This is a genomic window from Mesorhizobium australicum, from assembly GCF_900177325.1.
In the GTDB taxonomy this organism is placed as follows: domain Bacteria; phylum Pseudomonadota; class Alphaproteobacteria; order Rhizobiales; family Rhizobiaceae; genus Mesorhizobium_A; species Mesorhizobium_A australicum_A.
Window position 1 is genome coordinate 4844111 of sequence record NZ_FXBL01000004.1, and the last position, 23682, is coordinate 4867792.

The 23682-nt window shown below is 66.4% G+C and carries 24 protein-coding genes; 13 read left to right on the forward strand and 11 right to left on the reverse strand.

Annotated elements, in window-relative coordinates; translation table 11 throughout:
- Positions 1-87: 87 nt before the first annotated feature.
- The 7 genes from serA to B9Z03_RS26355 all read right to left on the reverse strand — a co-directional run bounded on the left by serA (position 88) and on the right by B9Z03_RS26355 (position 8922).
- Positions 88-1686: a phosphoglycerate dehydrogenase gene (gene serA / locus B9Z03_RS26325; RefSeq protein ID WP_085466937.1), complete on the reverse strand. Its 1599-nt coding sequence runs from the start codon at positions 1684-1686 to the stop codon at positions 88-90.
- A gap of 72 nt (positions 1687-1758) precedes the next feature.
- The gene (locus B9Z03_RS26330) at positions 1759-2937 is read right to left on the reverse strand and encodes a phosphoserine transaminase (protein ID WP_085466938.1); all 1179 of its coding nucleotides are present in this window, start codon (positions 2935-2937) and stop codon (positions 1759-1761) included.
- Between the two features lie 204 nt (positions 2938-3141).
- Complete coding sequence (locus B9Z03_RS26335; RefSeq protein WP_085466939.1) at positions 3142-3840, reverse strand: outer membrane protein; 699 nt, start codon at positions 3838-3840, stop codon at positions 3142-3144.
- A 177-nt stretch (positions 3841-4017) separates the two neighbouring features.
- Complete coding sequence (locus B9Z03_RS26340; RefSeq protein ID WP_085466940.1) at positions 4018-4860, reverse strand: outer membrane protein; 843 nt, start codon at positions 4858-4860, stop codon at positions 4018-4020.
- A 198-nt stretch (positions 4861-5058) separates the two neighbouring features.
- Positions 5059-6411 carry a phosphoglucosamine mutase gene (glmM, locus tag B9Z03_RS26345; RefSeq protein ID WP_085466941.1) on the reverse strand — a complete coding sequence of 451 codons (1353 nt, stop codon included), beginning with the start codon at positions 6409-6411 and terminating at the stop codon, positions 5059-5061.
- A gap of 142 nt (positions 6412-6553) precedes the next feature.
- Positions 6554-7582, reverse strand: coding sequence for an SO2930 family diheme c-type cytochrome (locus B9Z03_RS26350; protein WP_210191392.1), 1029 nt, complete (start codon positions 7580-7582; stop codon positions 6554-6556).
- A gap of 110 nt (positions 7583-7692) precedes the next feature.
- Positions 7693-8922 (reverse strand): parallel beta-helix domain-containing protein, encoded by a 1230-nt coding sequence (locus tag B9Z03_RS26355; protein WP_085466943.1) that lies wholly within the window; start codon positions 8920-8922, stop codon positions 7693-7695.
- Between the two features lie 240 nt (positions 8923-9162).
- Here B9Z03_RS26355 and rplU point away from each other — a divergent pair, with 240 nt between their 5' ends.
- The 11 genes from rplU (at position 9163) to rlmH (ending at position 17982) form a co-directional block, all read left to right on the forward strand.
- Positions 9163-9762, forward strand: a complete 600-nt coding sequence (gene rplU / locus B9Z03_RS26360) for a 50S ribosomal protein L21 (protein ID WP_085466944.1) — start codon at positions 9163-9165, stop codon at positions 9760-9762.
- Between the two features lie 78 nt (positions 9763-9840).
- Complete coding sequence (gene rpmA, locus B9Z03_RS26365) at positions 9841-10110, forward strand: 50S ribosomal protein L27 (protein WP_085466945.1); 270 nt, start codon at positions 9841-9843, stop codon at positions 10108-10110.
- Positions 10111-10230: 120 nt separating this feature from the next.
- A complete protein-coding gene (locus tag B9Z03_RS26370; RefSeq protein ID WP_176247646.1) occupies positions 10231-10773 on the forward strand; it encodes a GNAT family N-acetyltransferase in 543 nt (180 codons plus the stop codon).
- A 25-nt stretch (positions 10774-10798) separates the two neighbouring features.
- Entirely contained in the window at positions 10799-11404 is a 606-nt protein-coding gene (locus B9Z03_RS26375) for a GNAT family N-acetyltransferase (RefSeq protein WP_085466947.1), read from the forward strand.
- Between the two features lie 79 nt (positions 11405-11483).
- Positions 11484-12518, forward strand: coding sequence for a GTPase ObgE (gene obgE / locus B9Z03_RS26380; protein WP_085466948.1), 1035 nt, complete (start codon positions 11484-11486; stop codon positions 12516-12518).
- Between the two features lie 43 nt (positions 12519-12561).
- On the forward strand, positions 12562-13701 hold the full coding sequence (gene proB / locus B9Z03_RS26385) for a glutamate 5-kinase (protein WP_085466949.1): 1140 nt from the start codon (positions 12562-12564) through the stop codon (positions 13699-13701).
- Complete coding sequence (locus tag B9Z03_RS26390) at positions 13702-14988, forward strand: glutamate-5-semialdehyde dehydrogenase (protein WP_085466950.1); 1287 nt, start codon at positions 13702-13704, stop codon at positions 14986-14988.
- Positions 14989-15023: 35 nt separating this feature from the next.
- A complete protein-coding gene (locus B9Z03_RS26395) occupies positions 15024-15614 on the forward strand; it encodes a nicotinate-nucleotide adenylyltransferase (protein ID WP_085466951.1) in 591 nt (196 codons plus the stop codon).
- 94 nt (positions 15615-15708) lie between these two features.
- Positions 15709-16959, forward strand: coding sequence for an MFS transporter (locus B9Z03_RS26400; protein WP_085466952.1), 1251 nt, complete (start codon positions 15709-15711; stop codon positions 16957-16959).
- Between the two features lie 149 nt (positions 16960-17108).
- Positions 17109-17483 (forward strand): ribosome silencing factor, encoded by a 375-nt coding sequence (gene rsfS, locus B9Z03_RS26405; RefSeq protein WP_085466953.1) that lies wholly within the window; start codon positions 17109-17111, stop codon positions 17481-17483.
- A gap of 19 nt (positions 17484-17502) precedes the next feature.
- Complete coding sequence (gene rlmH, locus B9Z03_RS26410; protein WP_085466954.1) at positions 17503-17982, forward strand: 23S rRNA (pseudouridine(1915)-N(3))-methyltransferase RlmH; 480 nt, start codon at positions 17503-17505, stop codon at positions 17980-17982.
- Positions 17983-17989: 7 nt separating this feature from the next.
- On the opposite strand, the gene rsmB is transcribed toward rlmH, so the two are convergent.
- Positions 17990-19378, reverse strand: coding sequence for a 16S rRNA (cytosine(967)-C(5))-methyltransferase RsmB (gene rsmB, locus B9Z03_RS26415; RefSeq protein ID WP_085466955.1), 1389 nt, complete (start codon positions 19376-19378; stop codon positions 17990-17992).
- Positions 19369-20448, reverse strand: coding sequence for a zinc metalloprotease HtpX (gene htpX, locus B9Z03_RS26420; protein WP_085466956.1), 1080 nt, complete (start codon positions 20446-20448; stop codon positions 19369-19371). The genes rsmB and htpX overlap by 10 nt, the downstream gene beginning before the upstream one ends.
- A 98-nt stretch (positions 20449-20546) precedes the next feature.
- Here htpX and B9Z03_RS26425 point away from each other — a divergent pair, with 98 nt between their 5' ends.
- Together B9Z03_RS26425 and B9Z03_RS26430 are read left to right on the forward strand one after the other, a co-directional pair.
- Complete coding sequence (locus B9Z03_RS26425; protein ID WP_085466957.1) at positions 20547-20747, forward strand: DUF1674 domain-containing protein; 201 nt, start codon at positions 20547-20549, stop codon at positions 20745-20747.
- A 73-nt stretch (positions 20748-20820) separates the two neighbouring features.
- Positions 20821-21696: a transglutaminase-like domain-containing protein gene (locus B9Z03_RS26430; protein ID WP_085466958.1), complete on the forward strand. Its 876-nt coding sequence runs from the start codon at positions 20821-20823 to the stop codon at positions 21694-21696.
- Between the two features lie 266 nt (positions 21697-21962).
- Here B9Z03_RS26430 and B9Z03_RS26435 read toward each other — a convergent pair whose 3' ends face one another.
- On the reverse strand, positions 21963-22481 hold the full coding sequence (locus B9Z03_RS26435) for an RNA pyrophosphohydrolase (RefSeq protein ID WP_085466959.1): 519 nt from the start codon (positions 22479-22481) through the stop codon (positions 21963-21965).
- A 1-nt stretch (position 22482) separates the two neighbouring features.
- Positions 22483-23682: a divergent polysaccharide deacetylase family protein gene (locus B9Z03_RS26440; protein ID WP_244561851.1), complete on the reverse strand. Its 1200-nt coding sequence runs from the start codon at positions 23680-23682 to the stop codon at positions 22483-22485.

Here is a 23682-nt window from a genome sequence, read left to right on the forward strand (position 1 = left end):
GGTTGGCTGGGCGATCCTGGCTGAATCCCGCAAAGCCAGAGAGGCGCGGCCATCGCCGCGCCTTCAAAAACGGAAGCTAGGTGTCCGTCAGGCCGCCGCGACGTCGAACTTGAGCGGCTTGGCCGAGGCGATCTTGGGGTTGGCCCTGAGCTCCGCCAGCACCTTCTCGGGGAACGGGGCATCGAGATAAAGCAGCGCGATCGCGTCGCCGCCGGGCTTGTTGCGGCCGAGCTGGAAGTTGGCGATGTTGACGCCGTTCTGGCCGCAGATCGTGCCGAGCAGGCCGATGATGCCGGGCGCATCCGGATTGGTCGTGTAGAGCATGTGCTGCCCGACCTCGGCGTCCAGATTGATGCCCTTGATCTGGATGAAGCGCGGCTTGCCGTCCGAGAAGACGGTGCCCGCGATGGAGCGCGTCTGCTTCTCCGTCGTCACCGTCAGCTTGATGTAGCCGTCGAAGACCCCCGACTTGTCGCGCTTGACCTCGGAGAGCACGATGCCGCGTTCCTTCACCATGATCGGCGCAGAGACCATGTTGACATCGGACACCTGCGGCCGGATGAGGCCGGCGAGCGCGGCGGAGATCAGCGCACGGGTGTTCATCGAGGCGGTGACGCCGTCGAACAGGATCTCGACCTCCTTGATCGGCTCCTCGGTCACCTGGCCGACGAAGGCGCCGAGCACTTCCGCCAGCTTGACGAACGGCTTCAGCTTCGGCGCTTCCTCGGCCGTGATCGACGGCATGTTGATGGCGTTGGAGACCGCGCCCTTGATCAGGTAGTCCGACATCTGCTCGGCGACCTGCAGCGCGACGTTCTCCTGCGCCTCGCTGGTGGACGCGCCAAGATGCGGCGTAGCGATGACGTTCTCCAGGCCGAAGAACGGGCTCTCGGTGGCCGGCTCGACCTCGAACACGTCGAGCGCGGCACCCGCGACCTTGCCGCTCTTCAGGCCTTCGAGCAGGTCCTGCTCCACGATCAGGCCGCCGCGGGCGCAGTTGATGATGCGCACGCCCTTCTTCATCTTGGCGATCGCGTCCGCGTTGATCATGCCCCTGGTCTTGTCGGTCATGGGTGTGTGCAGCGTGATGAAATCGGCCCGGGCGAGCAGTTCGTCGAGCTCCACCTTCTCGACGCCGAGTTCCTGGGCGCGGCTGTCGGAAAGGAACGGGTCGAAGGCGATGACATGCATCTTGAGGCCGACGCCGCGCGTGGCTACGATCGAGCCGATGTTGCCGCAGCCGACGACGCCCAGCGTCTTGCCGGTGATCTCGACGCCCATGAAGCGGTTCTTCTCCCACTTGCCGGCCTTGGTCGAGGCGCTGGCCTCGGGCAGCTCGCGGGCAAGCGCGAACATCATCGCGATCGCATGCTCGGCGGTCGTGATCGAATTGCCGAAGGGCGTGTTCATCACGATGATGCCCTTGCGGCTGGCGGCCGGGATGTCGACATTGTCGACGCCGATGCCGGCGCGGCCGATGACCTTGAGATTGGTCGCGGCATTGATCAGCTTCTCGGTGACCTTGGTGGCCGAGCGGATGGCCAGCCCGTCATACTGGCCGATCACTTCGAGCAGCTTGTCCTTGTCCTTGCCGAGATCCGGCAGGTAGTCGACCTCGACGCCGCGATCCTTGAAGATCTGCACGGCCGTGGGGGAAAGTTTGTCGGAAACGAGAACGCGGGGCATGGGTTGCCTCCTTCAGAAAGAGTCGATCAAGTTTGAGATGAGGGGCGCAGGCGAACTGCGCCGCCGAATGGATCAGGCAGCGGCCTTGAGCGCCGCCTTCTGCTGCGCGAACGCCCAGTCGAGCCAGGGCATCAGCGCTTCGAGATCGGAGGTCTCGACGGTCGCGCCGCACCAGATGCGGAAGCCGACCGGCGCGTCTCGATAGTGGCCGATGTCGTAGGCAACACCCGACTTGTCGAGCGCAGACACGATCGCCTTGGCGAAGGCTTCCTGTGCCTTCACGTCGAGCGCGGTGACCTCGGGATCAACGATCGTGAGGCACACCGAGGTGTTCGAGCGGCTCGCGGCATCCGTAGCCAGGTGGCCGAGCCATGGCGATGCCTGGACGAAGCGGTCGATGACGGCCGCGTTGGCGTCGGCACGCGCAACCAGCGCGTCGAGACCGCCGATGCCCTTGGCCCACTGGAGTGCGTCGAGATAGTCCTCGACGCAGAGCATGGACGGCGTGTTGATCGTCTCGCCCTTGAAGACGCCCTCGATCAGCTTGCCGCCGGAGGTGAGGCGGAAGATTTTCGGCAGCGGCCAGGCGGGCTTGTAGGTCTCCAGCCGTTCAACGGCGCGCGGGCTGAGGATCAGCATGCCGTGTGCGCCCTCGCCGCCCAGCACTTTCTGCCAGGAGAAGGTCACGACATCGAGCTTGGCGAAATCGAGGCGCTGCGCGAAAGCAGCCGAGGTCGCGTCGCAGATGGTGAGGCCCTGCCGATCGGCCGGGATGAAGTCGCCGTTCGGCACGCGCACGCCCGAGGTCGTGCCGTTCCAGGTGAAGACCACGTCGCGGTCGAAATCGATCTGCGCGAGGTCGGGCAGCTTGCCGTAGCCGGCTTCGATCATGCGCACATCGGCGAGCTTGAGCTGCTTGACCACGTCGGTCACCCAGCCAGAGCCGAAGCTCTCCCAGGCGACCATGTCGACGCCGCGCTGGCCGAGCAGCGACCAGAGCGCCATCTCGACCGCGCCGGTGTCGGAAGCGGGAACAATGCCGATGCGGTAGTCGGCGGGAACCTGCAGGACCTCGCGGGTGAGCTCGATCGCGAGCGCCAGCTTGTCCTTGCCGATCTTGGCGCGGTGGGAACGGCCGAGCGCGGCGTTCACAAGCGCTTCAAGCGACCAGCCGGGTCGCTTCGCACAGGGTCCGGAGGAGAAATTGGGATTGGCCGGGCGCACTGCCGGCGTGGGGACGGTCGTCGTCATCGTGGTCTATCCTTCCAGATAGTAAGCCCGCTCGTTGGGGAGGGGTGGCCCACGCGTGGCGATATTGGGATCGCCTTGCGTCGTCAAGACGAAAATATCGCCCTGCCGACTTTTCCTGTCCTCGTTGCGCCACTGCGACACACGAGGCGCAAACGCAAAGGGCGGGCCGAAGCCCGCCCTGTTTCGTGACAGCTCCGCCGCCGCCTACCAGAGGTCGTAGCGCAGGCCGAGCTTGATCTGGTGATAGTCGATGCCCTTGTCCATCGAGAAGGTGTCGGCGTTCAGGTATTCGGCCGACGGCGAGGAGAAATACTGATAGCCGAGATCGACAGAGATATTGTCGCTGACCCTGTAGGCCACGCCGGCCATCAGCGCATAGGCGAATGCGTATTGGTCGTCGGCCGAGGTGTAGACGCCATCCGGCGGGCCCGGATCTATGTTGACGCTATGCTTGGAATAGACCATTCCGGCGCCGGCGCCCACATATGGCGTCACGCCGACATAGGTGCCGAGATCCACATAGGCATTGACCAGCCCGCTCCACACCTGCTGCTTGGCCGAGCCCGCATCAAAGCCGTCATCATAGTCGTAGCGTCTTCCACCAACATAGTTCAGCGTCACGTCGCTGCGCAGCCAATCGGTAAACTGATAGCCGACGCCCAGGCCACCGCCGAACCGATCGATTTTCGCCGTCTGTCCGAACAGCGTAAAATTGTATGATGGGTCGTTGAGGGTGTAGGTAACGTCGCCGCGCAAGTACCACCCATTGCCCACTTCGACCGGCACATATTCCTCCGGCGTGTCGATCACCATCGGCGGGTCGTAGTCCGCCGCGAGTGCGGCGGGGAACGGGGCCAATCCGACGAGCACGATCGGCAGGGCGGCGCGCAAGGACAGTCGCATGGGGTCCAACTCCGGGATTCAGGCCGATCGGGTCACGGCCTTCTGTGTTGGCCCACTGTTAACCATCTTGGTTAAATGCCGGTTAACCATGGACATAAACCTTTCAGACGATGTCGCCGGCACAAAAAAGAACCGCCCGGAGTGACCCGGGCGGCGCAAGAACAAAGTGGAGGAGGCTTACTTGTAGACCGGCGGTTCCACCGGCGGCTCGTAGGCGACCGGCTCGGGCTCGTAGCAGGAGCTGCGGCCACCGAACTGGTAGCGCAAGCCGACGCGGCCCTCGTGGATATGGAAGCCCTTGTCGAAGCCGGGAGCAACGCCGCTGGCATATTCGAACATGCGGCCGCCGCCGATATTGGCGTAGCGATAGCCGACATCGAGCTTGAGGTCGTTGGTCAGGCAGTAGGACGCACCGGCCATGAGCGCCCAGGCGAAACGCCAGTTGGCCGAACCCTCGTGGTCGGTGGTGATGCCACCGGCCGTGTTGCGCAGCGTATCCCACTTTACATATGCGCCACCGATACCGGCGCCGACATAGGGCGTGATGCCGTGCCAGGTGCCGAATTCGGCGTAGGCATTGGCCAGCAGCAGGAGTGCGCTGTAGGACGAGGTGTCGACCGACGTGCAGGGCACGCCTCCGCAGAAGCCGGATGTCGAGCCGTTGAAGTCGGCCTTGCCCATCCAGTCGAGGGTGAGATCGGTGCGCAGATATCTGCTGACCTGGTAGCCGACGCCGCCGCCGACGGACCAGGAGGAGTCGATGTCGCCCGAGTCGAAGGCGCCGGTGCCCGGAGGCGGGCCGTAGGTGATGTAGTTGCCGCCACGGAACTTCGTGGCGTGGTAGTCGAGGTCGCCGCGGATATACCAGCCACCGTAGTCGACCGGCTCGGGCTCGGGCTGCGTATAGACCGGCTCCGGCGCATAGACCGGAGGCTCATAGATATCGGCTGCCAATGCCGGCACGACGCCAGCCGCCATGACCGCGGCGCCGAACAGCGTCTTCTTCACCTGTGTGAGCATAACCTTCACCCTCTCGATCCAAGGCGCGACGCCAGCGGATAGACCTAGTCCCGGGTTTGGATAATGAAGTGGAAAGGTTAAGGGCGGATTAACCCTGCGGCTTAACCATGATTCCGGACGCGATCATTGCGAAATCCACAAAGCAAAACGCCCGCGCAGGGGGCGCGGGCGTCCGGAAACTTCGACGTCGAAAGAGAATCAGGCGGCGGTGCGGATCGACGAGATCGCCCCGACGATGTCGTTGACCACCGTCTCGACGAGGCCGCGGTCGTCGGCTTCCGCCATGACGCGGATCAGCGGCTCGGTGCCGGACGGACGGATCACGAGGCGGCCGGACTTGCCGAGGCGCACGCGCGCGTCCTCGATCATTGCCTTGACCGGGTCGCTCTCGAGCGGCTTGCCGCCGTTGAAGCGGACATTCTTGAGCACCTGCGGGACCGGCTCGAACTTGCGGCAGACTTCGCTGGCGGGTTTGCCCGCGCGCTTGATGCAGGCGAGCACCTGGAGCGCGGAGACGAGACCGTCGCCAGTGGTGGCGAAGTCGGACAGGACGATATGGCCCGACTGCTCGCCGCCGACATTGAAGCCGTGCGCGCGCATGTGCTCGACCACGTAGCGGTCGCCGACCTTGGTGCGATGGAGCGAAAGACCGAGGTCGCCGAGATAGCGCTCCAGCCCGAGATTGGACATGACGGTGGCGACCACGCCGCCGCCGGCAAGCCGGCCGCTCTGGTGCCAGGCTTCGGCGATCAGCGCCATGATCTGGTCGCCGTCGATCAGCGTGCCGTTCTCGTCGACGATGACCATACGGTCGGCGTCGCCGTCGAGCGCAATGCCGATGTCGGCGCGCACCTCGTGTACCTTCTTCGACAGGCCCATCGGATGCGTCGAGCCGCATTCGTGGTTGATGTTCATGCCGTTCGGCTCGGCATTGATGGTCACGACTTCCGCGCCGAGCTCCCACAGAGCAGCGGGCGCGACCTTGTAGGCGGCGCCATTGGCGCAGTCGATCACCACGCGCATGCCGGCCAGCGACATGGAACGCGGCAGGGTGCGCTTGGCGAACTCGATATAGCGGTCGTGCACGCCGTCGATGCGCTTGGCGCGGCCGATCGTGTCGGAATCGGCGAGCGAGGCGGTGAGGTCCGTCTCGATGAGGGATTCGATGCGAAGCTCGATCTCGTCCGACAGCTTGTAGCCGTCCGGGCCGAACAGCTTGATGCCGTTGTCGTGGTAGGCGTTGTGCGAGGCCGAGATCATGACGCCGAGATCGGCGCGCAGCGAGCGCGACAGCATGGCGACGGCCGGTGTCGGCACCGGCCCAAGCAGGAAGACGTCCATGCCGGCGGCGCAGAAGCCGGCGACCATCGCGTTCTCGAGCATATAGCCGGAGAGGCGCGTGTCCTTGCCGATCACGACGCGATGGCGATGCGAGCCGCGCTGGAACGACGTGCCCGCCGCCATCCCGACCTTCATGGCGACTTCCGCCGTCATCGGAAAACTGTTGGCCCGTCCCCGGATCCCGTCCGTGCCGAAATAACGCCTGGTCATGCTCGTCGACTACCCCGCCGCGATTCCCGCTTTTGACATCGTTGTGCCATACATGGGTCTGTCCCTGGCATCACATTGTGTGAGCCCGTGTTACGCTCCCATGACATGGCCAGCGCAACCCCGGGAGCCTAGCAGCCAGGGGTTAACGCATTTCTTCGATCCATTTGCGCAAGAGCGCGACCGCTTCCGGATCCGTTTGCGTGCGTCCGAGTTCCGGCATCATCACGCCCGGCTCCGTGCTCTCGACCCGGTAGAGGAGGATCGAATTGTCCGGATGCCCAGGATCGATGTCGAAGGCGCGATCGCCGCTGCCGCGCCCGGCCGCAACCGGCCGCTTGCCGACGCCCATCGCCACGCGGTCCGTCTCGCCCCAGGTCAGATAGAGGCCGGAATTGGACGCCGGCCCCTCGCGACGGTGGCAGTGGGCGCAATTGGTGTCGAGCCAGGCGCGGGCGCGGGCCTCGGTCGGAGCGACCGCATCTCCCCAGACGGGAACCGACGGCGCATCGGCAGGCGCAGGCGCGCCCGACAGGATGCCGGCGGACGCCCAGTGCGCGAGCTGGTTTTCGGCGCCGGACGCATAGGGATGCTCGACGTTGAGGTTGCGCGCCTTGGGCCCGAGCGGCACGACCTCGCCGTCGAGCGCATGACAGCCCTTGCACTGGTTCTTGTTGGGCACGGCATAGTTGAAGGAGAGCGGCGCGCCGTCCCTGCCCGTCACGGCAATGTCTACTTTAGCTCCGGCGATCTTGAGCTCGGCCTCGGTCTGCTCGGCGTTCCAGACATAGGCCCAGGCCTGCCAGCCGGCCTGCTGCCTGACCAGCACACGCGTCTCGATCAGCCGCACGTCCTTGTCGGGCGCGCGCAGGTCCGCGGGGAAGGCGAAGGTCTTGATCAGCGCCGTGCCGACCGGAAACTCGAACGCCTCGTTCGGATCGTAGGTCGCCGACTGGCCCGCCGGCACATGGACGAAGCGATATTTCTCGGCGAAGTCGGAAAAGAGCGGCGTGGCGAGGTGATAGGGGATCACGCCCTCCGCAGGCGCCTGTTTCGCGCCGTCGGCGAAGAAGGCGAATTCGGAGAGGAGTTTGGGCGGCTTCGCGGCGAGGATCGCGTCGGGGGAGACGGCATGGGCCGGCGCTGAAGTCAAAGCGAAAGCGGCTGCAATCACGGCCGCAACCATCCGTCGCGCGCCCCTCTGGCCTGCCGGCCATCTGGGGGAGATGGCCGGCAGGGCAGAGGGGGGCGTGACAGAGCGCAAGCCCATAAGCCCCGGGACCCTTACGACCCGCTGTCCTGCGGCAGCTTTACCGGCGCAGGCTCGGGGAGCGAGCCCTTGTAGCCGGCGATGTCGGTGTCGGGCGAGGTGGTCCATGGCAGCAGCATCTGCGAGATCATCTTGAGGTTGGCGAAGGTCGTGCCTTCGGCCTCGTCGATATAGATCTGGTCCTCCGCGTTCACCCAGGAGAAATATTCCGGAATGCGGGTCACGCCGTCCCAGATGATGTCCGGCACCAGCGTGCCGGAGACGTCGGTGATGATCTTGCCGACCTCGCCGTCCGGGGCGAAGCCGCCCTCGCCATAGGTGTTGCCGTGGATGAAGACGCCGCGCGGCACGAACATGTAATTGTCGTCGTCATAGTCGTTCGGATAGGCGGCGATCAGCACATGCGTCGTGCCGTTCTTGTCGAAGCGGTTGCCGAAGACATGCACGTTGCGGTTGGCCATGACCATGACGCCCATGCCCTTTGGCACGATGCCGACGATGTTGCCCTTGGGCGCGAAGTTCGGCGTGTCGTTCTCCACCACGTCATTGTCGAACACCCGCACGTCCTGCCCGCCCTGCACGGGAAGGTTCGGCAGGTCGAAGACGAGAATGCCGCCGGTGTTGTGGGTGACGGTGTTCTTGAACACGTCGGCGCGCTTGGAGTTCTCGATCTCGATGCCGGCGACATTGTATTCGGCGCGGCTGTTGCGGACGATGATGTCCTCGCTCTGTCCGACATAGATGCCGGCATCGGACGCGCCGGACACAAACACGCCGTCGATCAGCACGTTCTTCGACGAGACCGGGTAGACGCCGTAGGCGCCGTTCTCGGCCTTCGGCCCGCCGGTCCAGACGACGGAGATATTGCGGAAGGTGATCTGGTCGGAGCCCTTGGACTTCACGCCGTCGCCCTTGGTGTCTTCGACGGCGAAGTCTTCCAGCACCACGCGGTCGGAGGTGACGAGCAGGCCCTCACCGGCGCCGGTCTGGCCCTTGAAGGACAGCACCGTCTGTCCGGCCCCGGCGCCCTGCACCTTCACGTCGTCCACGTCGAGCGAGAGCCCCTCCATCAGCTCGAACATGCCGGGCCCGATCTTCACCACGTCGCCCGGCTGGGCCGAGATCAGCGCCTCGATCAGGCGCTCGTTGGCTCCTTCACCGGCTTCGACGACGATGTCGGCGGCGATCGCCGTCGAGGCGGAAAGCGCGAGGGCAAAAGAGGCAAATGTAAGAAGGCGTTGCATGACGATCACTCCCGGCAATGCGGGAACGATGCGTCAGAGCTGCACCGGGTGTCAATCGATGGACGAAAGCCCGAAAACCCCGCCGCTTGCCTTGACTCACGTGGTACCTTCGGGTAACCGACCCCCGCATCCGGCGTGGGGGCTTCCCGCGCCGGTTGGCTTTTGGACCCCGCAGACTGACAAAAAGACGGACCGGGCGTTAACGCTCGAGAGCCGACCGAACAAGCGAAAGGCATCAAAATGTTCGCAGTCATCAAAACGGGCGGCAAGCAGTATCGCGTCGCCGCCAATGATGTGTTGAAGATCGAGAAGGTCGCCGGCGAAGTCGGCGACATCGTTGAAATCGGCTTCGTGCTGGCGCACGGTGAAGGTGAAAACGTGACGATCGGCGCTCCCTTCGTGGACGGCGCGGTCGTGGCGGCCGAGGTCCTGGAGCAGGGCCATGCCAAGACCGTCATCGCCTTCAAGAAGCGCCGCCGCCAGAACTCGCGCCGCAAGCGCGGCCATCGCCAGCTGCTGACCACGGTCAAGATCACCGAGATCCTGACGGGTGGCGCGAAGCCGGCGAAGAAGGCCGCAGCGAAGGCCGAGGCCAAGGCGGAAGCCGCTGCTCCGGTCGCGACCCTGTTCACCGCGCCGAAGGGCAAGGCGGACGACCTGACTGTGATCAAGGGCATCGGCCCGGTGGCTGCCGGCCAGCTCAACGAGCAGGGCATCACGACCTTCAAGCAGATCGCGAAGCTGAGCGACGCCGACATCGAGACGATCGATGCGAACATGCCGTTCTCGGCCGACCAGATCCGCGATTGGCGCGATCAGGCGAAGGAACTGGCGAAGTAAGCCAAATCAATGTATGAGGGGCGCAACGAAGCGCCTCCAAGGGTTTGAGACGTCCTTCGGGACGCTAAGGAGACTAAGATGGCACACAAGAAAGCTGGCGGTTCGTCGCGCAACGGTCGCGACTCCGAATCGAAGCGTCTGGGCGTGAAGAAGTTCGGCGGCGAGGCAGTTCTCGCCGGCAACATCATCGTTCGTCAGCGCGGCACCAAGATGCACCCCGGCGTCAACGTCGGCATGGGCACGGACCATACCCTGTTTGCTACGCAAGCCGGCGCCGTCGCCTTCCAGAAAAAAGCCAATGGCCGAACCTACGTGTCGGTAAACCCGATTCAGGACGCAGCGGAGTAGCCGGTTCCGCGACACACCACACCGGCGACCCCTCCCGGGGACCGGTGTCTGGATAGTCCAGAAGCGAGAACAGGGGAGATGGGTCGCCATCTCCCCTTTTTCTTTGCCTGGAGATCCATCATGCACATCCTCGTCACCAAGCGCCTGACGCTTCGCAAGCCGACCATGCTCGACGCCGAGCAGATCGCCGCCGGCCTGTCGAACTGGAACGTGGCCCGCATGCTGACCCAGGTGCCCTACCCTTACTTCGTCAAAGACGCGGAAGAATGGATCGAGCACGTCTCGGCCGATGCCGACAGTCATGTCTACACGATCCACCGCGAGCAACTCGTCGGCGTCGTCGCGATCGAGGGCGGTGGGCCGCAGCCGCGCCTGGGCTACTGGCTCGCCGAGCACGTACACGGCCACGGCTACATGACCGAGGCCGCGGGCGCGCTGATCGCGCACGCCTTCGACACGACGCCGATCTGGGCGATCGAGTCGGCGGCGCTGACCGACAACCCCGCCTCGCTGCGCGTGCAGGAGAAGCTCGGCTTCGCCATCACCGGCCTGAGGGACGTCTATTCGCGTTCCAGGGGCGACGGCGCCCAGGTCGTGACCACGCGCCTGTCGGCCGCCTCATGGCGCGCCGGTCTCGGCCGGGTCGAGAAGAGCGCGGCCTGAGCCGGCATCGGATGGAGAGGGAACGATGGTCATGGAACTCATCGGGGAAGAACCTGAAACGCCGATAGATTGTCCGGTGCTCGTCACGGACCGGCTGGTCATGCGCCCGCCGCACGTCGACGACCTGCCGGACCTGGCGGGCCTCGCCAACAACCGCAGGGTCGCGGAGATGCTCGCCCGCATGCCGCACCCCTATGGCGAGGCGGAGGCCCGCGCCTTCATCGCCGCCGCAGCCGAACGCCGCTTCGGCTGCGTCCACGCGCTGACGCTCGCCGACAATGGCGCCTTCATCGGCTGCGCCGGGCTCAACCCCACCGACCGAGGGCTGGAGCTCGGCTACTGGATCGGCGAGCCGTTCTGGGGGCACGGCTACGCAACCGAGGCGGCGCAGGCGCTGGTAGACGTCGCCTTCCGGACGACGGTCATCGACGCGCTCAACGTCTCCTGCCGTGTCATCAATCCGGCCTCGCGCCGGGTGATCCACAAATGCGGTTTCCAGTATGCAGGACAGGGCATGCTGAACTCGATCGTCGCCGGCCAGGTGCCGGTGGAGCGCTACCGGCTCGACCGGCGCACATGGATCGGGCTGAGGGCCTGGAGCCCGGGAATGACGCGCCTGATGAGCGCCTGAGGGAGCCGCATGGTTCCCTTTGGCGACGAAACCAACTAGGAGAGGCGCAACCGCGCCTTTCCCGACAGATTGAAGCAAGATGAAGTTCCTCGACCAGGCGAAAGTCTACATAAAATCCGGCGACGGCGGCGCCGGATCGGTGTCGTTCCGTCGCGAGAAATTCATCGAGTTCGGCGGGCCGGACGGCGGCGACGGCGGGCGCGGCGGCGACGTATGGATCGAGGCGGTGGACGGCCTCAACACGCTCATCGACTACCGCTACCAGCAGCATTTCCGCGCCAAGACCGGCATGCACGGCATGGGCCGCAACATGGCCGGCGGCAAGGGCGCCGACGTGATCCTCAAGGTGCCCGCGGGAACGCAGGTCTATGAAGAGGACAACGAGACGCTGATCGCCGACCTGACCGAGGTCGGCCAGCGCTTCAAGATCGCCGAAGGCGGCAATGGCGGTTTCGGCAATACGCATTTCAAGACCTCGACCAACCAGGCGCCTCGCCGCGCCAATCCCGGCCTGCCGGGCCAGGAGATGACGATCTGGCTGCGCCTGAAGCTGATCGCCGACGCGGGCATCGTCGGCCTGCCCAACGCCGGCAAGTCGACCTTCCTCGCCTCGGTGACGGCCGCGAAGCCCAAGATCGCGGACTATCCCTTCACGACGCTGCATCCCGGCCTCGGCGTGGCGCGGGTCGATGCGCGCGAATTCGTCATCGCCGACATTCCGGGTCTGATCGAAGGCGCACATGAGGGCGTGGGCATCGGCGACCGTTTCCTCGGCCATGTCGAACGCACCCGTGTTCTGCTCCATCTCGTCTCCGCGCAGGAGGAAAGCCCGGCCAAGGCCTACAAGACCGTCCGCGGCGAACTGGAGGCCTATGGCCACGGGCTCGACGAGAAGCCGGAGGTCGTGGTGCTGTCGCAGGTCGACACGCTCGACGCCGATGCGCGCAAGAAGAAGGTGGCGAGCCTGAAGCGCGCCGCCGGGCATGCGCCTCTGCTGATGTCCGCCGTTACCCGCGAGGGCGTAGAGGAAGTGCTGCGGGCGCTGATGGTGCATGTCGAGGATGCGAGGCGAGCGGAGGAGCCACCGGCGCCGGACGACCGCTGGTCGCTCTGACCGCTCCGCGCTTCCGATATCGCTTCATCTTCCGGCCTCTTCCATGATCAGCTCCCTCGCCTCGCACCGCCGCATCACCGTCAAGATCGGCTCCGCGCTGCTTGTCGACCGCTCGAAGGGCCTGAAGGCCGAGTGGCTGGCTTCGCTGGTCGCCGACATTGCCGGGCTGTGGGCGCAGGGAACTGAGGTGCTGGTCGTCTCGTCCGGCGCCATAGCGCTCGGCCGCACCATCCTCGGGCTCGGCAAGCGCGTCCTGAAGCTGGAGGAGAGCCAGGCGGCGGCGGCCGTCGGCCAGATCGCGCTGGCGCGGGCCTGGTCCGAGGAGCTGGCGCGGCACGGGCTGAAATCCGGCCAGGTTCTGGTGACGCTCGGCGACACGGAGGAGCGCCGGCGCTATCTCAACGCCCGCGCGACGATCGGCACGCTGCTGAAGCTCAAGGCGGTGCCGGTGATCAACGAGAACGACACGGTCGCGACGAGCGAGATCCGCTACGGCGACAACGACCGGCTGGCCGCGCGCGTCGCCACAATGATGGGCGGCGACCTGCTGGTCCTGCTCTCCGACATAGACGGCCTCTACACCGCCCCGCCCGCCTTCAATCCGGATGCGAAGCACATCCCGCTCGTGGAGCGGATCACGCCGGAGATCGACGCGATGGCCGGGGGCGCAGCCTCGGAACTCTCGCGCGGAGGCATGCGCACCAAAATCGATGCCGGCAAGATCGCAACCGCCGCCGGCACCGCGATGATCATCACGCAAGGCGACCGGATGAACCCGCTTTCGGCAATCGACCGCGGCGAGACATGCACCTGGTTCGCCCCGGCGCACAACCCTGTGCGCGGCTACAAGAGCTGGATCGCGGGACAGCTCGAACCGGCTGGACGGCTGACCGTCGACGCCGGTGCAATCACCGCACTTCTGTCGGGCAAGTCGCTGCTGCCGGCGGGCGTCAAGCTCGTCTCGGGCGACTTTGCCCGCGGCGACACGGTGGCGATCCTGGACCCCGAGGGCCGCGAGGTCGCGCGCGGCCTTGTTGCCTATGACGCGGCGGATGCCGTAAGGATCGCCGGGCTGAAGACGACGGAGATCGCCGACGCGCTCGGCTACGAGCCGCGCTCGGCGATGGTGCATCGCGACGACCTGGTGGTCTCCCGCACGGTCGCCCAGCGGATGGAGGGCTGAATGCTGACGAAAGCAGAGACGTCCGGACAGGACATCGCCCGGCTCATGGCGCAGATCGGCCGCGACGCCCGCGCCGCCGCGCGGCCGCTGGCGATCGCCAGCACCGAGCGAAAGAACGCAGCACTCCGCGCCATGGCCGATGCGATCGTGGCGAACGAGAAGACGATCCTCGAAGCCAACGCGATCGACCTGGCGAACGGCGTGGAATCGAAGCTGTCGCCCGCGATGATGGACCGGCTCAAGCTCGATCCGGCGCGCATCGCCGCGATCATCACGGGCATCCGCGAGATCGCCGACCTGAAGGACCCTGTCGGCGAGGTGATCGCGGCCTGGGATCGGCCGAACGGGCTGAAGATCGAGCGCGTGCGCACGCCGCTCGGCGTCGTCGGTGTCATCTTCGAGAGCCGGCCGAACGTGACGGCTGACGCCGGCGCGCTGTGCTTCAAGGCCGGCAATCCGGTGATCCTGCGCGCCGGCTCGGATTCGGCCAACTCGTCCGCCGCGATCCACGCCTGCCTGGTCGAAGGGCTGAAGGCCGAAGGCCTGCCCGAGGCCGCGATCCAGCTCGTGCCGGTGACGGACCGCGCCGCGGTGGGCGAGATGCTGAAGGGTCTCGACGGCAATCTCGACGTGATCGTGCCGCGTGGGGGCAAGAGCCTCGTCGCGCGCGTGCAGAACGAGGCGCGCGTGCCGGTCTTCGCGCATCTCGAAGGTATCTGCCATCTCTACATCGACAAGTCGGCCGATCTCGACATGGCGGTGAAGATCGCCGTCAACGCCAAGATGCGCCGCACCGGCATCTGCGGCTCGGCCGAGACGCTGCTCGTCGACCGCGCCGTGGCGAACACGCATCTCGTGCCGATCCTGAACGCCCTTGCCAAAGCCGGCTGCGCCATCCGCGCCAGCGCCGAGGTATTGACGCTCTATCCGCAGGCGGAGGCGGCGACCGACGCCGACTGGACGACGGAATATCTCGACGCGATCATCTCCGTGACGCTGGTGGACGGCGTCGGCGGCGCGATCGACCATATCGAGACCTATTCCTCGCACCACACCGAGGCGATCGTCGCGGAGGACCCGGCGGCGGTGCAGCGCTTCTTCAACGAGATCGATTCCGCCATCCTGCTGCACAACGCCTCGACCCAGTTCGCCGATGGCGGCGAGTTCGGCATGGGCGCGGAGATCGGCATCGCCACCGGCAAGATGCATGCGCGCGGCCCGGTCGGCGTCGAGCAGCTCACCTCGTTCAAATACCGCGTCCGCGGCTCGGGCCAGGTGCGGGCGTGACATCGGACTGGGCCGTCCCAGCCCGCTACCTTCGCATGCCGCATGTCGAGAAGGGCATGGCGGTCGGCCTGTTCGGCGGGTCGTTCAACCCGCCGCATGCCGGGCACGTTCTGGTCGCCGAGATCGCCATGCGGCGGCTGGAGCTGGACCAGCTCTGGTGGATCGTGACCCCCGGCAATCCGCTGAAAATCGGGCGCGAGCTGAAGCCGCTGGAAGAGCGCATCCGGCTTTCCGAGAAGATCACCGACGATCCGAAGATCAAGGTCACCGCCTTCGAGGCGAGCTATCACGTCCGCTACACGGCCGACACGCTGGCGCTGGTCAAGGCGCGCAATCCCGGCGTGAACTTCGTCTGGATCATGGGCGCGGATTCGCTGCGCGACTTCCACCGCTGGCAGCGCTGGCAGGCGATCGCGATGACCTTCCCGATCGCGGTCATCGACCGTCCGGGCGCCACGCTGGCCTTCCTGTCGTCGAAGATGGCGAAGACCTTCGACTACGCCCGCCGCGACGAGGACGACGCGCCGCTGCTCGCCCGCACACCGGCGCCGGCCTGGACCTTCATCCACGGCCCGCGCTCGACGCTCTCCTCCACGGCCATCCGCGACGGTCTGGTGAAGGCTTGAACCAGGACGGAACTTCCGCCGGTCCAGCCGCGCGCCACCGGGCGATGTCGTTTTTGGCGCGGCGGGGCGGCTCTCCGGCCGCCACACTCACCCCATGACAGCAGCATCCGCCCCTGCCCGCGGCGACGCGGAAACACCGGTCGCCGGGGTCGCCGGCGTGATCCTTGCCATGGCGCTCGCCGCCATCGGCAACGGGCTGATGTTCGCCTATATCCCGGTCCGGCTCGGCGCGGAGGGATATGCCCCGACATGGGCCGGCCTGATCCTCACCGCCCTCTCGGCCGGCGGCATCGCCGGCTGCCTGCTCACGGCCTGGCTGGTGAGGCGGGTCGGCCATGCGCGCGCCTACATGGTGTTCTCGGCGCTGATCGTGCTCTCCAACGCGCTGGTCGGCATGGCGGTCGACCCGGTTGTCTGGATCGTCGCCCGCGCGCTCTACGGCTTCGCCATCTGCGGCATGTTCGTGGTGGCGCAAAGCTGGCTCAACGATGCGGTCGGCAACACGATCCGCGGCCGCGTGATGGCGATCTTCTATGTCAGCTACATCGTCGGCCTCGGCGTCGGCTCTTACCTGATGGGATTCCTCGATATCTCGACGCCAATGGCGCCGATCGCTGGTGTCGCCTTCACCGCCGCATCGATCCTGCCGGTCGGCCTGACGCAGTTGCGCCAGCCGCCACCGCCGCAAGGCGCGGCGGTGGCGGTTCGGGAGGCGTGGCGCATCTCGCCGGTCGGCGTCGCCGGCATGCTGGCCGTCGGCGGCCTGTCGATGATGATCGCTGGCTTCGCGCCGATCCACGCCACGGCCAGCGGCTACTCGCAGCGGGAAGTGGCGGCGCTGATGTTCGCCATGCCGCTCGGCACGCTCGTCTTTCAGATCCCGTTCGGCTGGATCTCAGACCGCACCGACAGGCGCTACGTGCTGATCGTCGCCGCCGCACTCGTCGTCGTCGCTGGCCTGGCGGCAAGCCGCTTCGACGGCGGGTCTCTCGGCCTGATGATCGCGATCTATCTGGTCTGGAGCGGCGCCAGCGAGTCGATCTATTCGCTCTCCTCGGCCCATGCCAACGACCGCGCCTCGAAGGAGGAACTGGTCCGGCTGTCGGGCACGATGCTGTTCCTCTGGTCGGTGTCGGGTTTCATCGTGCCCGGCCTCGGCACGGCGCTGACGGCGGCGTTCGGCACGGCCTCGTTCATGATCGTCGCGATCGTCATCGCCGCGCTCTTCTGCGCCTTCACGATATGGCGGGTCATCCGCTCCCCGCGCGTTCCGGCCGACGAGACCGGCGCATTCACGCCGCTGTCGGCGCAGACCCCGCTTCCCGTTCCTCCGGCGGAGCAGTAGCCGGCGCGACAAACCTGACGCGGCGCGTCTTGAAACTGTCAAGGGACTCTGCCTATCTTCAGTGTGTTCGCGCGGGACGAACACTGATTTGCAATCCCGTCGGGAAAGGAACGAACCTGAGAACGGAACTGCGGAAGAAGGCTGAAACCATGCCTTCGACGGTCGGGAACAGCGACAACAGCGCCTCCCCGGCCTTGCGGACAGTCCTTGACAGTCTCGATGACTCCAAGGCCGAAAACATCATCTCCATCGACATTCAGGGCAAGTCCAGTCTGGGCGACCACATGGTGATCGCGTCCGGCCGGTCGAACCGTCATGTCGCGGCCGTCGCCGACCACCTTCTTAAAGCGTTGAAGGATGGCGGTTTCGGCACTGCGAAGGTCGAGGGACTTCCGGGCGCCGACTGGGTGCTGATCGATGCGGGCGACATCATCGTCCACGTCTTCAGGCCCGAGGTGCGCGAGTTCTACAACCTCGAGAAGATGTGGATGGCGCCGGACCTGGAGGAAGAGACGGTTCACTGAACCGTAGCTTCGACTGTCGATGCGGATTGGAGTTCATGCCGTCGGCCGCATGAAAGCGGGCCCGGAGCGGGATCTCGCCGCCCGTTATTTCGACCGCTTCGCCAAGGCAGGACCGGCCATCGGGCTCGAATGGGCCGGTGTCGCCGAGATTGCCGAAAGCCGCGCCCAGACCGCGGCGCTGCGCAAGCAGGAAGAAGGCCGCGCGCTCGGCGCGGCATCCCAGGGCTCCGCCCTGATTCTCCTCGACGAAACCGGAAAATCCATCGGCTCCGAAGCCTTCGCCGCCCGCATCGGCGAGTTGCGCGACGGCGGTGCGCGCTCGCTCCTGTTCGCGATCGGCGGGGCGGACGGGCATGACCCGGATCTCAGGAAGACCGCTTCCCTCGTCCTCTCCTTCGGCGCGATGACCTGGCCGCACCAGATCGTGCGCGTCATGCTCGCCGAACAGCTCTATCGCGCGGCGACCATCCTGTCGGGGCATCCCTACCACCGCGCCTGAGCGCGGATCAGAGCTTCCTCAGGCGCGCGGCGAAGAAGCCGTCGAGGCCGGAAAGTTGGGCGGTCTCCATCGGCAGTCCGGCCGGCGTGGTACGCAGGAAGCCATCGGGCGTTACGAATCCGGCAATGCCAGCGATCTCGTCGGGTCGGATCGGGTCGAGCGACAGATCAGGCGTTTCGGCGAGGAATGCGCGGACGAGATTTTCGCCCTCCAGCGGATCGAGCGAGCAGTTGGAGAAGACCAGCGTCCCGCCGGTCTTGACGAGACGCGCGGCATGCCCGAGCAGGGCGCGCTGCACTTCGGCGAGCTTGGCGATGTCCGCTTCCGTCTTGGTCCACAGCACGTCCGGATGACGCCTGACCGTGCCGGTCGAGGAGCACGGCGCATCGAGCAGGACTGCCTCGAATTGTTCCGCCGGCTCAAACGTCGTGAGGTCGGCCGACACCAGCTCGGCTTCGAGCCCCAGGCGGGCAAGATTCGTTGCCAGGCGCTTCAGCCGGTTGGCTGAAATCTCCACAGCCGTGACCTTCGCACCGGCTACCGCGAGCTGCGCCGTCTTGCCGCCGGGCGCGGCGCACAGGTCGGCGACGCGCTTGCCGGCCACATCCCCCATCAGCTTCGCCGGCAGGGCCGCGGCGGCGTCCTGCACCCACCAGGAGCCTTCGGCATAGCCCGGCAGGTCCGACACGGCGCGGTCGAGCCCGGCGAGGCGGACCGAGCCCGTGGGTAGGACGATGCCGCCAAACTTCTCTGCCCAGCCGGCGGCGTCATTCTTCACCGTGAAGTCGATCGGCGGCTCGAGCCGGTGCGCGGCGAGGATCGCGTCGGTCTGGGCGGCACCATAGGCCGCTTCCATCCGCCGCACGAACCAGTCGGGCGCGTCGCGCGTGGCGGACAGAAGGCGCGGCAGCGCCTGTTCCTTGTCGCGCCCGATCCCGCGCAGGACCGCGTTGACCAGCGAGGCGAAGCGCTGCGTGCGCGGATCGGCCTTGGCCTGCTCTACCGCGAGATCGACCGCCGCGCTGTCGGGCACGTCAAGGAAGAGCATCTGCGCCAGCGCCACGTGCAGGATATGCGACAGCGTGTGTGCATTGGCAGGCAGCGGCCGGTCCAGACGTTCGGCAATCATCGCCTCGATCGTCTTGCGGTGACGCAGCGCCGAGACGAGGATCGCCCGTACCAGTCCACGGTCGCGCTCGTCGAGCGCGCGGTATTGCGGATGGCCGTGCTGGCCATCCGTCATGCCGTCGAGCGGCGTCCTGGCCTCAACGACCGCCGCCAGAAGCCGCGTCGCCGCAAGGCGAGCAGCAAGGCCGGGCGCGGATGCCGCCGGCACTGCCCTGCCAGTTTTCGAAGGGGCCTTCCGCTTCGCCCGCGCGGGCGACGTCACGACCACGGGCCCTTGCGCGGTCCGGTCGGATTGCGGCCCCAGGGATTCGACTTCGGCGCCTCTGGCGGCGTCTGCGCCTCGGGCTCCTTCGGCTCCTGCGAGGGCGCTCCCCACGGGCCGGAGGTGGGGCGGGCAGCCTTCGGCTCCTCGGCCCTCGGCGGATCGGCAGGCGCCTGGCTGGTCCGCGCGGGCCGCCCAGCGCGCGCCTGAGGCTGCGGCGCCGGCTGGGCCTCGAACTCGGCCGCCATCTTCCGGAGTGCCGCGATACGGTTCTCCGTGTTCGGGTGGGTGGAGAAGAGATTGTCCATCCGCTCGCCCGACAGCGGATTGATGATGAACATGTGGGCGGTCGCGGGCGCGCGCTCGGCATCCGGGTTGTGGATGCGCTGCGCGGCACCCGCGATCTTGCCGAGCGCCGAGGCGAGCCACAGCGGATGCTCGCAGATTTCCGCGCCGCGCCGGTCGGCCGAATATTCACGCGTGCGGCTGATCGCCATCTGCACGACGGCCGCAGCCAGCGGCGCCACAATCATCGCGATCAGCACGCCGATGCCGCCGAGCGGATTGTTGTTGTCGCGGTTGCCGCCGAAGAAGAAGGCGAAATTGCCGAGCATCGAGATCGCGCCGGCGAGCGTCGCGGTGATGGTCATCGTCAGCGTGTCGCGATTCTGGATATGCGCCAGCTCGTGCGCCATCACGCCCGCCACCTCCTCGTAGGAGAGGCGCTCCAGCAGGCCGGTGGTGGCCGCCACCGCCGCGTTCTGCGGATTGCGTCCCGTCGCAAACGCGTTGGGCTGGTCGTTCTGGATGAGATAAACCTTCGGCATCGGCAGGCCGGCATTCTGCGACAGGCCACGCACGATCTCGAACAATTCCGGCGCGTTGCGCTCGTCGATCTCGACGGCGTGGTGCATCCTCAGCACCATCTTGTCCGAGTTCCAGTAGCTGAAGATGTTCATGCCGGCTGCGATCAGGAAGGCAATCATCATGCCGCCCGAGCCGCCAATCGCATAGCCGACGGCCATGAACAGCGCCGTCATGACGGCGAGCAGCATCGCAGTGCGGATCAGGTTCATCGAGGTCTCCGGTTGCCGGCGACGACACTGTCTCCGGCGCTGATAACGCTATATATGATGGTGGAGGCGCTGAGCCACTTCAATATCGGGAGCAGACGATGGCCGACGAAGCCGAGACACCGCCGCCCGCGCCGCGCGAGCTTTCGCCCGCGGCCCAGCGCGCGCTGGCCGAGGCCGAGGCGCGCAGAAAAGCCGCCCGCCGCAAGCCGGCGCCGCCGAAGGAAATCGGTGGGCGCGGCGGCGAGGAGCCGGTGCGCTACGGGGACTGGGAAGTGAAAGGCATCGCCACCGACTTCTGAGCCGGGCGCTGGAACCGATTCCAGGATTGGGCGTTGAGATGCAACCAGTTCCTTCTAGACATCGGTGCCACCAATGCTCATTCGTCTCGGCTACGAACTAGCCCTCGATCTGCCGCAGGACACGCCTGTCGTGACGGCCCTGGAAATTCACTCGGACCGCAGACAGGACATCCGCTGGGAGGCCGGCTTCCTGCCAACGCCGATGGTCAATACGCAGACCTATGTCGACGCCTACGGCAATCGCTGTCGCAGGTTCGTCGCGCCCGCGGGCAGGTTCACCATGCGATATGACGCGGTGGTCGAGGACAGCGGCCTTCTGGATCCCGTGGCGCCGGACGCGCAGGAAACGCCGGTGGCCGAGCTTCCCACCGAATGCATTGGCTACCTGCTTGGCAGCCGCTACTGCGAGACCGACCATCTCTCTACGCTCGCCTGGAACCTGTTCGGCCAGACCAGGCCCGGCTGGGAGCGCGTCCAGGCAATCGTGGACTATGTGCACGACCGGCTGTCCTTCGGCTACGGCTACGCTCGCTCGACCCGCACGGCCGCGCAGGCGCATGAGGAGCGCGTGGGCGTGTGCCGCGATTTCGCCCATCTCGCGATCGCCTTCTGCCGCGCGATGAACATCCCCGCCCGCTACGTCAACGGCTATCTCGGCGACATCAACGTGCCGGCAGACCCCGCCCCGATGGACTTCAGCGCCTGGGTCGAGGCCTATGTCGGCGGCAGGTGGTATACGTTCGACCCTCGCCACAACAAGCCGCGCACGGGCCGGGTCGTGGTCGCCCGCGGTCGCGATGCGACCGACGTGCCGCTGGTCCACACCTTCGGCGCGCATGTCCTCAGCAAGTTCGAGGTCTGGACCTATGAGGAAACGTCCCAGCCCGCCGCCGGCCGAAAGGCCGACGAAGACGAAGGGAACGACTTTCGCATAAGCGCCGCCGCCTGAACTGGATCCACATAAAGCAAAAAGAAAAGGCCTCCCGCGAGGGAGGCCTTTCCGTGTTTCGTCCGCGGGCGCGACCCTGGCGGTGACACCGTCACCGGCCGCGCATCATGCGCCAGTTCAGGAAGGCTGCTTCCCGAAAGGGCAATCCGCCGAGGCCACGCGCTTGGAAACGACAACACTCGACATCGGATCACCTCCTTCCAGTTCGTTGAACACACCGCCAATGTGGGGCGATCGCATTCGTCATGCAAGCAAAAATCACCCGCCTATCTGGCCAGGTGCCGGAACGCCGAAACAACCTGTTCGTAGATCGCTCGCTTGAACGGGACGATCAGGTCGGGAAGCTCCTCCATCGGCTTCCATTCCCAGCGGTCGAACTCAGCCGTGTGGCCGCCCGGCGGCGGATCGATCTCGATCTCGCTTTCGTCGCCCTCAAAGCGGAAGGCGAACCATTTCTGCGTCTGGCCGCGATATTTGCCCTTGAGCGCGATGCCGAGGACCTCGCGCGGCAGGTCGTAGTTGAACCAGCCCGGCGCCTCGCCCAGCAGCGAGACCGACTTCATGCCGGTCTCCTCGTAAAGCTCGCGGTAGGCAGCCGGCAGCGGGTCCTCGCCCTTGTCGATGCCGCCCTGCGGCATCTGCCAGAGCTTGACCGCGCCCGACATCTCGCTGTCCGGCTCCGCGATGCGCCGCCCGGCCCAGACCAGCCCCTCCCGATTCAGCACCATGATGCCGACGCAGGGCCGGTACGGCAGCGTTTCCGGATCGATCTTCTTCTTCGCCATATCAGCGTCCACCTTCCGGATCGTTCGCCAGGGCCGAGACCGGGACGATCTCGATGCCCCGTTTCTTCGCCTCGGCCACCCAGATCGTGACCGCCTCGACCGTCACGTCGAAGGCTGAGCCGATGCCGATCGCCGAGCCCTTCGCGCGCGCCGTCGCCTCGAGCTGGTCGAGCTTCTTCAGGATGTCGCCGCGCGCGCGCACGCCGTCGATCGTCGCATCGCCGGCCGCGAACGGCACGCCGCTGCCTAGCGCAAGCTCGGGCGCGACGCTGCGGGCGCTGGAGCCGTCGTCGAGATACATCAGCCCGCGCTTGCCGAGTTCCTGCATGACAGGCGTCATCGCCTCGCGCTCGGTGACGAAACGTCCGCCCATGTAGTTCATGATACCGGTGTAGTTGGTGGTTCGCGACAGGGCCCGGTGGAGGTGATCGATGTTCTCCTGCGGATCGGCGTCGACAGTGAGCGGATCGCGCCCGGGATCGACCGACGGATAGTCGAACGGTTCCATCGGCACCTGCATGACGATCTCGTGGCCGCGCTGCCGCGCCGTCTGCATCCAGCGCGACAGGCTGTTGCCAGCCGAGGCGAAGCCGAGCGTCACCTCGGGCGGCAGCGCATTGATCGCAGCCTGCGTTCCCGTCTGCGACAGACCCATGCCGCCGATGACGATCGCCACCTTGGCGCCGCGCGATCCGGACCAGGCCCCGGCATAGACGTCGAAAGGCCGCCGTCCGTCGATCGCGCGAACCGGCAGCGGGCCGGTCGGGCTGTCCTCGATCAGGTCACGATCGGGCAGGTGCGCTGTGCGCGGATTGCGCTCAAGCGCGGCGGGATCGCGGATGACGATCGTCCCGCTCGAGGGGGCCGCCTCCGGCTGGACCTTGATGATCGCCGGACCGTCCGTCCTGGGCTTCGGCGGAGGGGTCGTCTTCACCGGCGCCGGCTCGACGGGCGCCGCGGCAACCTCCGGCACGGATATCGTCTCGTGCACGGGCATCCTGAGCCCGCTTCCCTGCATCGCGATGAAGGTCGAGGCGGCGAGCGCTCCGACGCCGAGCGTCAGCACGCCGAGCGGCACGCGGCGCGCACCGAATCCACCCTTGCGGGCCGGACCAGTCTGGCCAAGCGGCTGCTCGATGCTGCTGTTCAGGGGACGCTCCAGCGGATGTCTCGATGATATGCCGAGAAACGCCGGCGACAC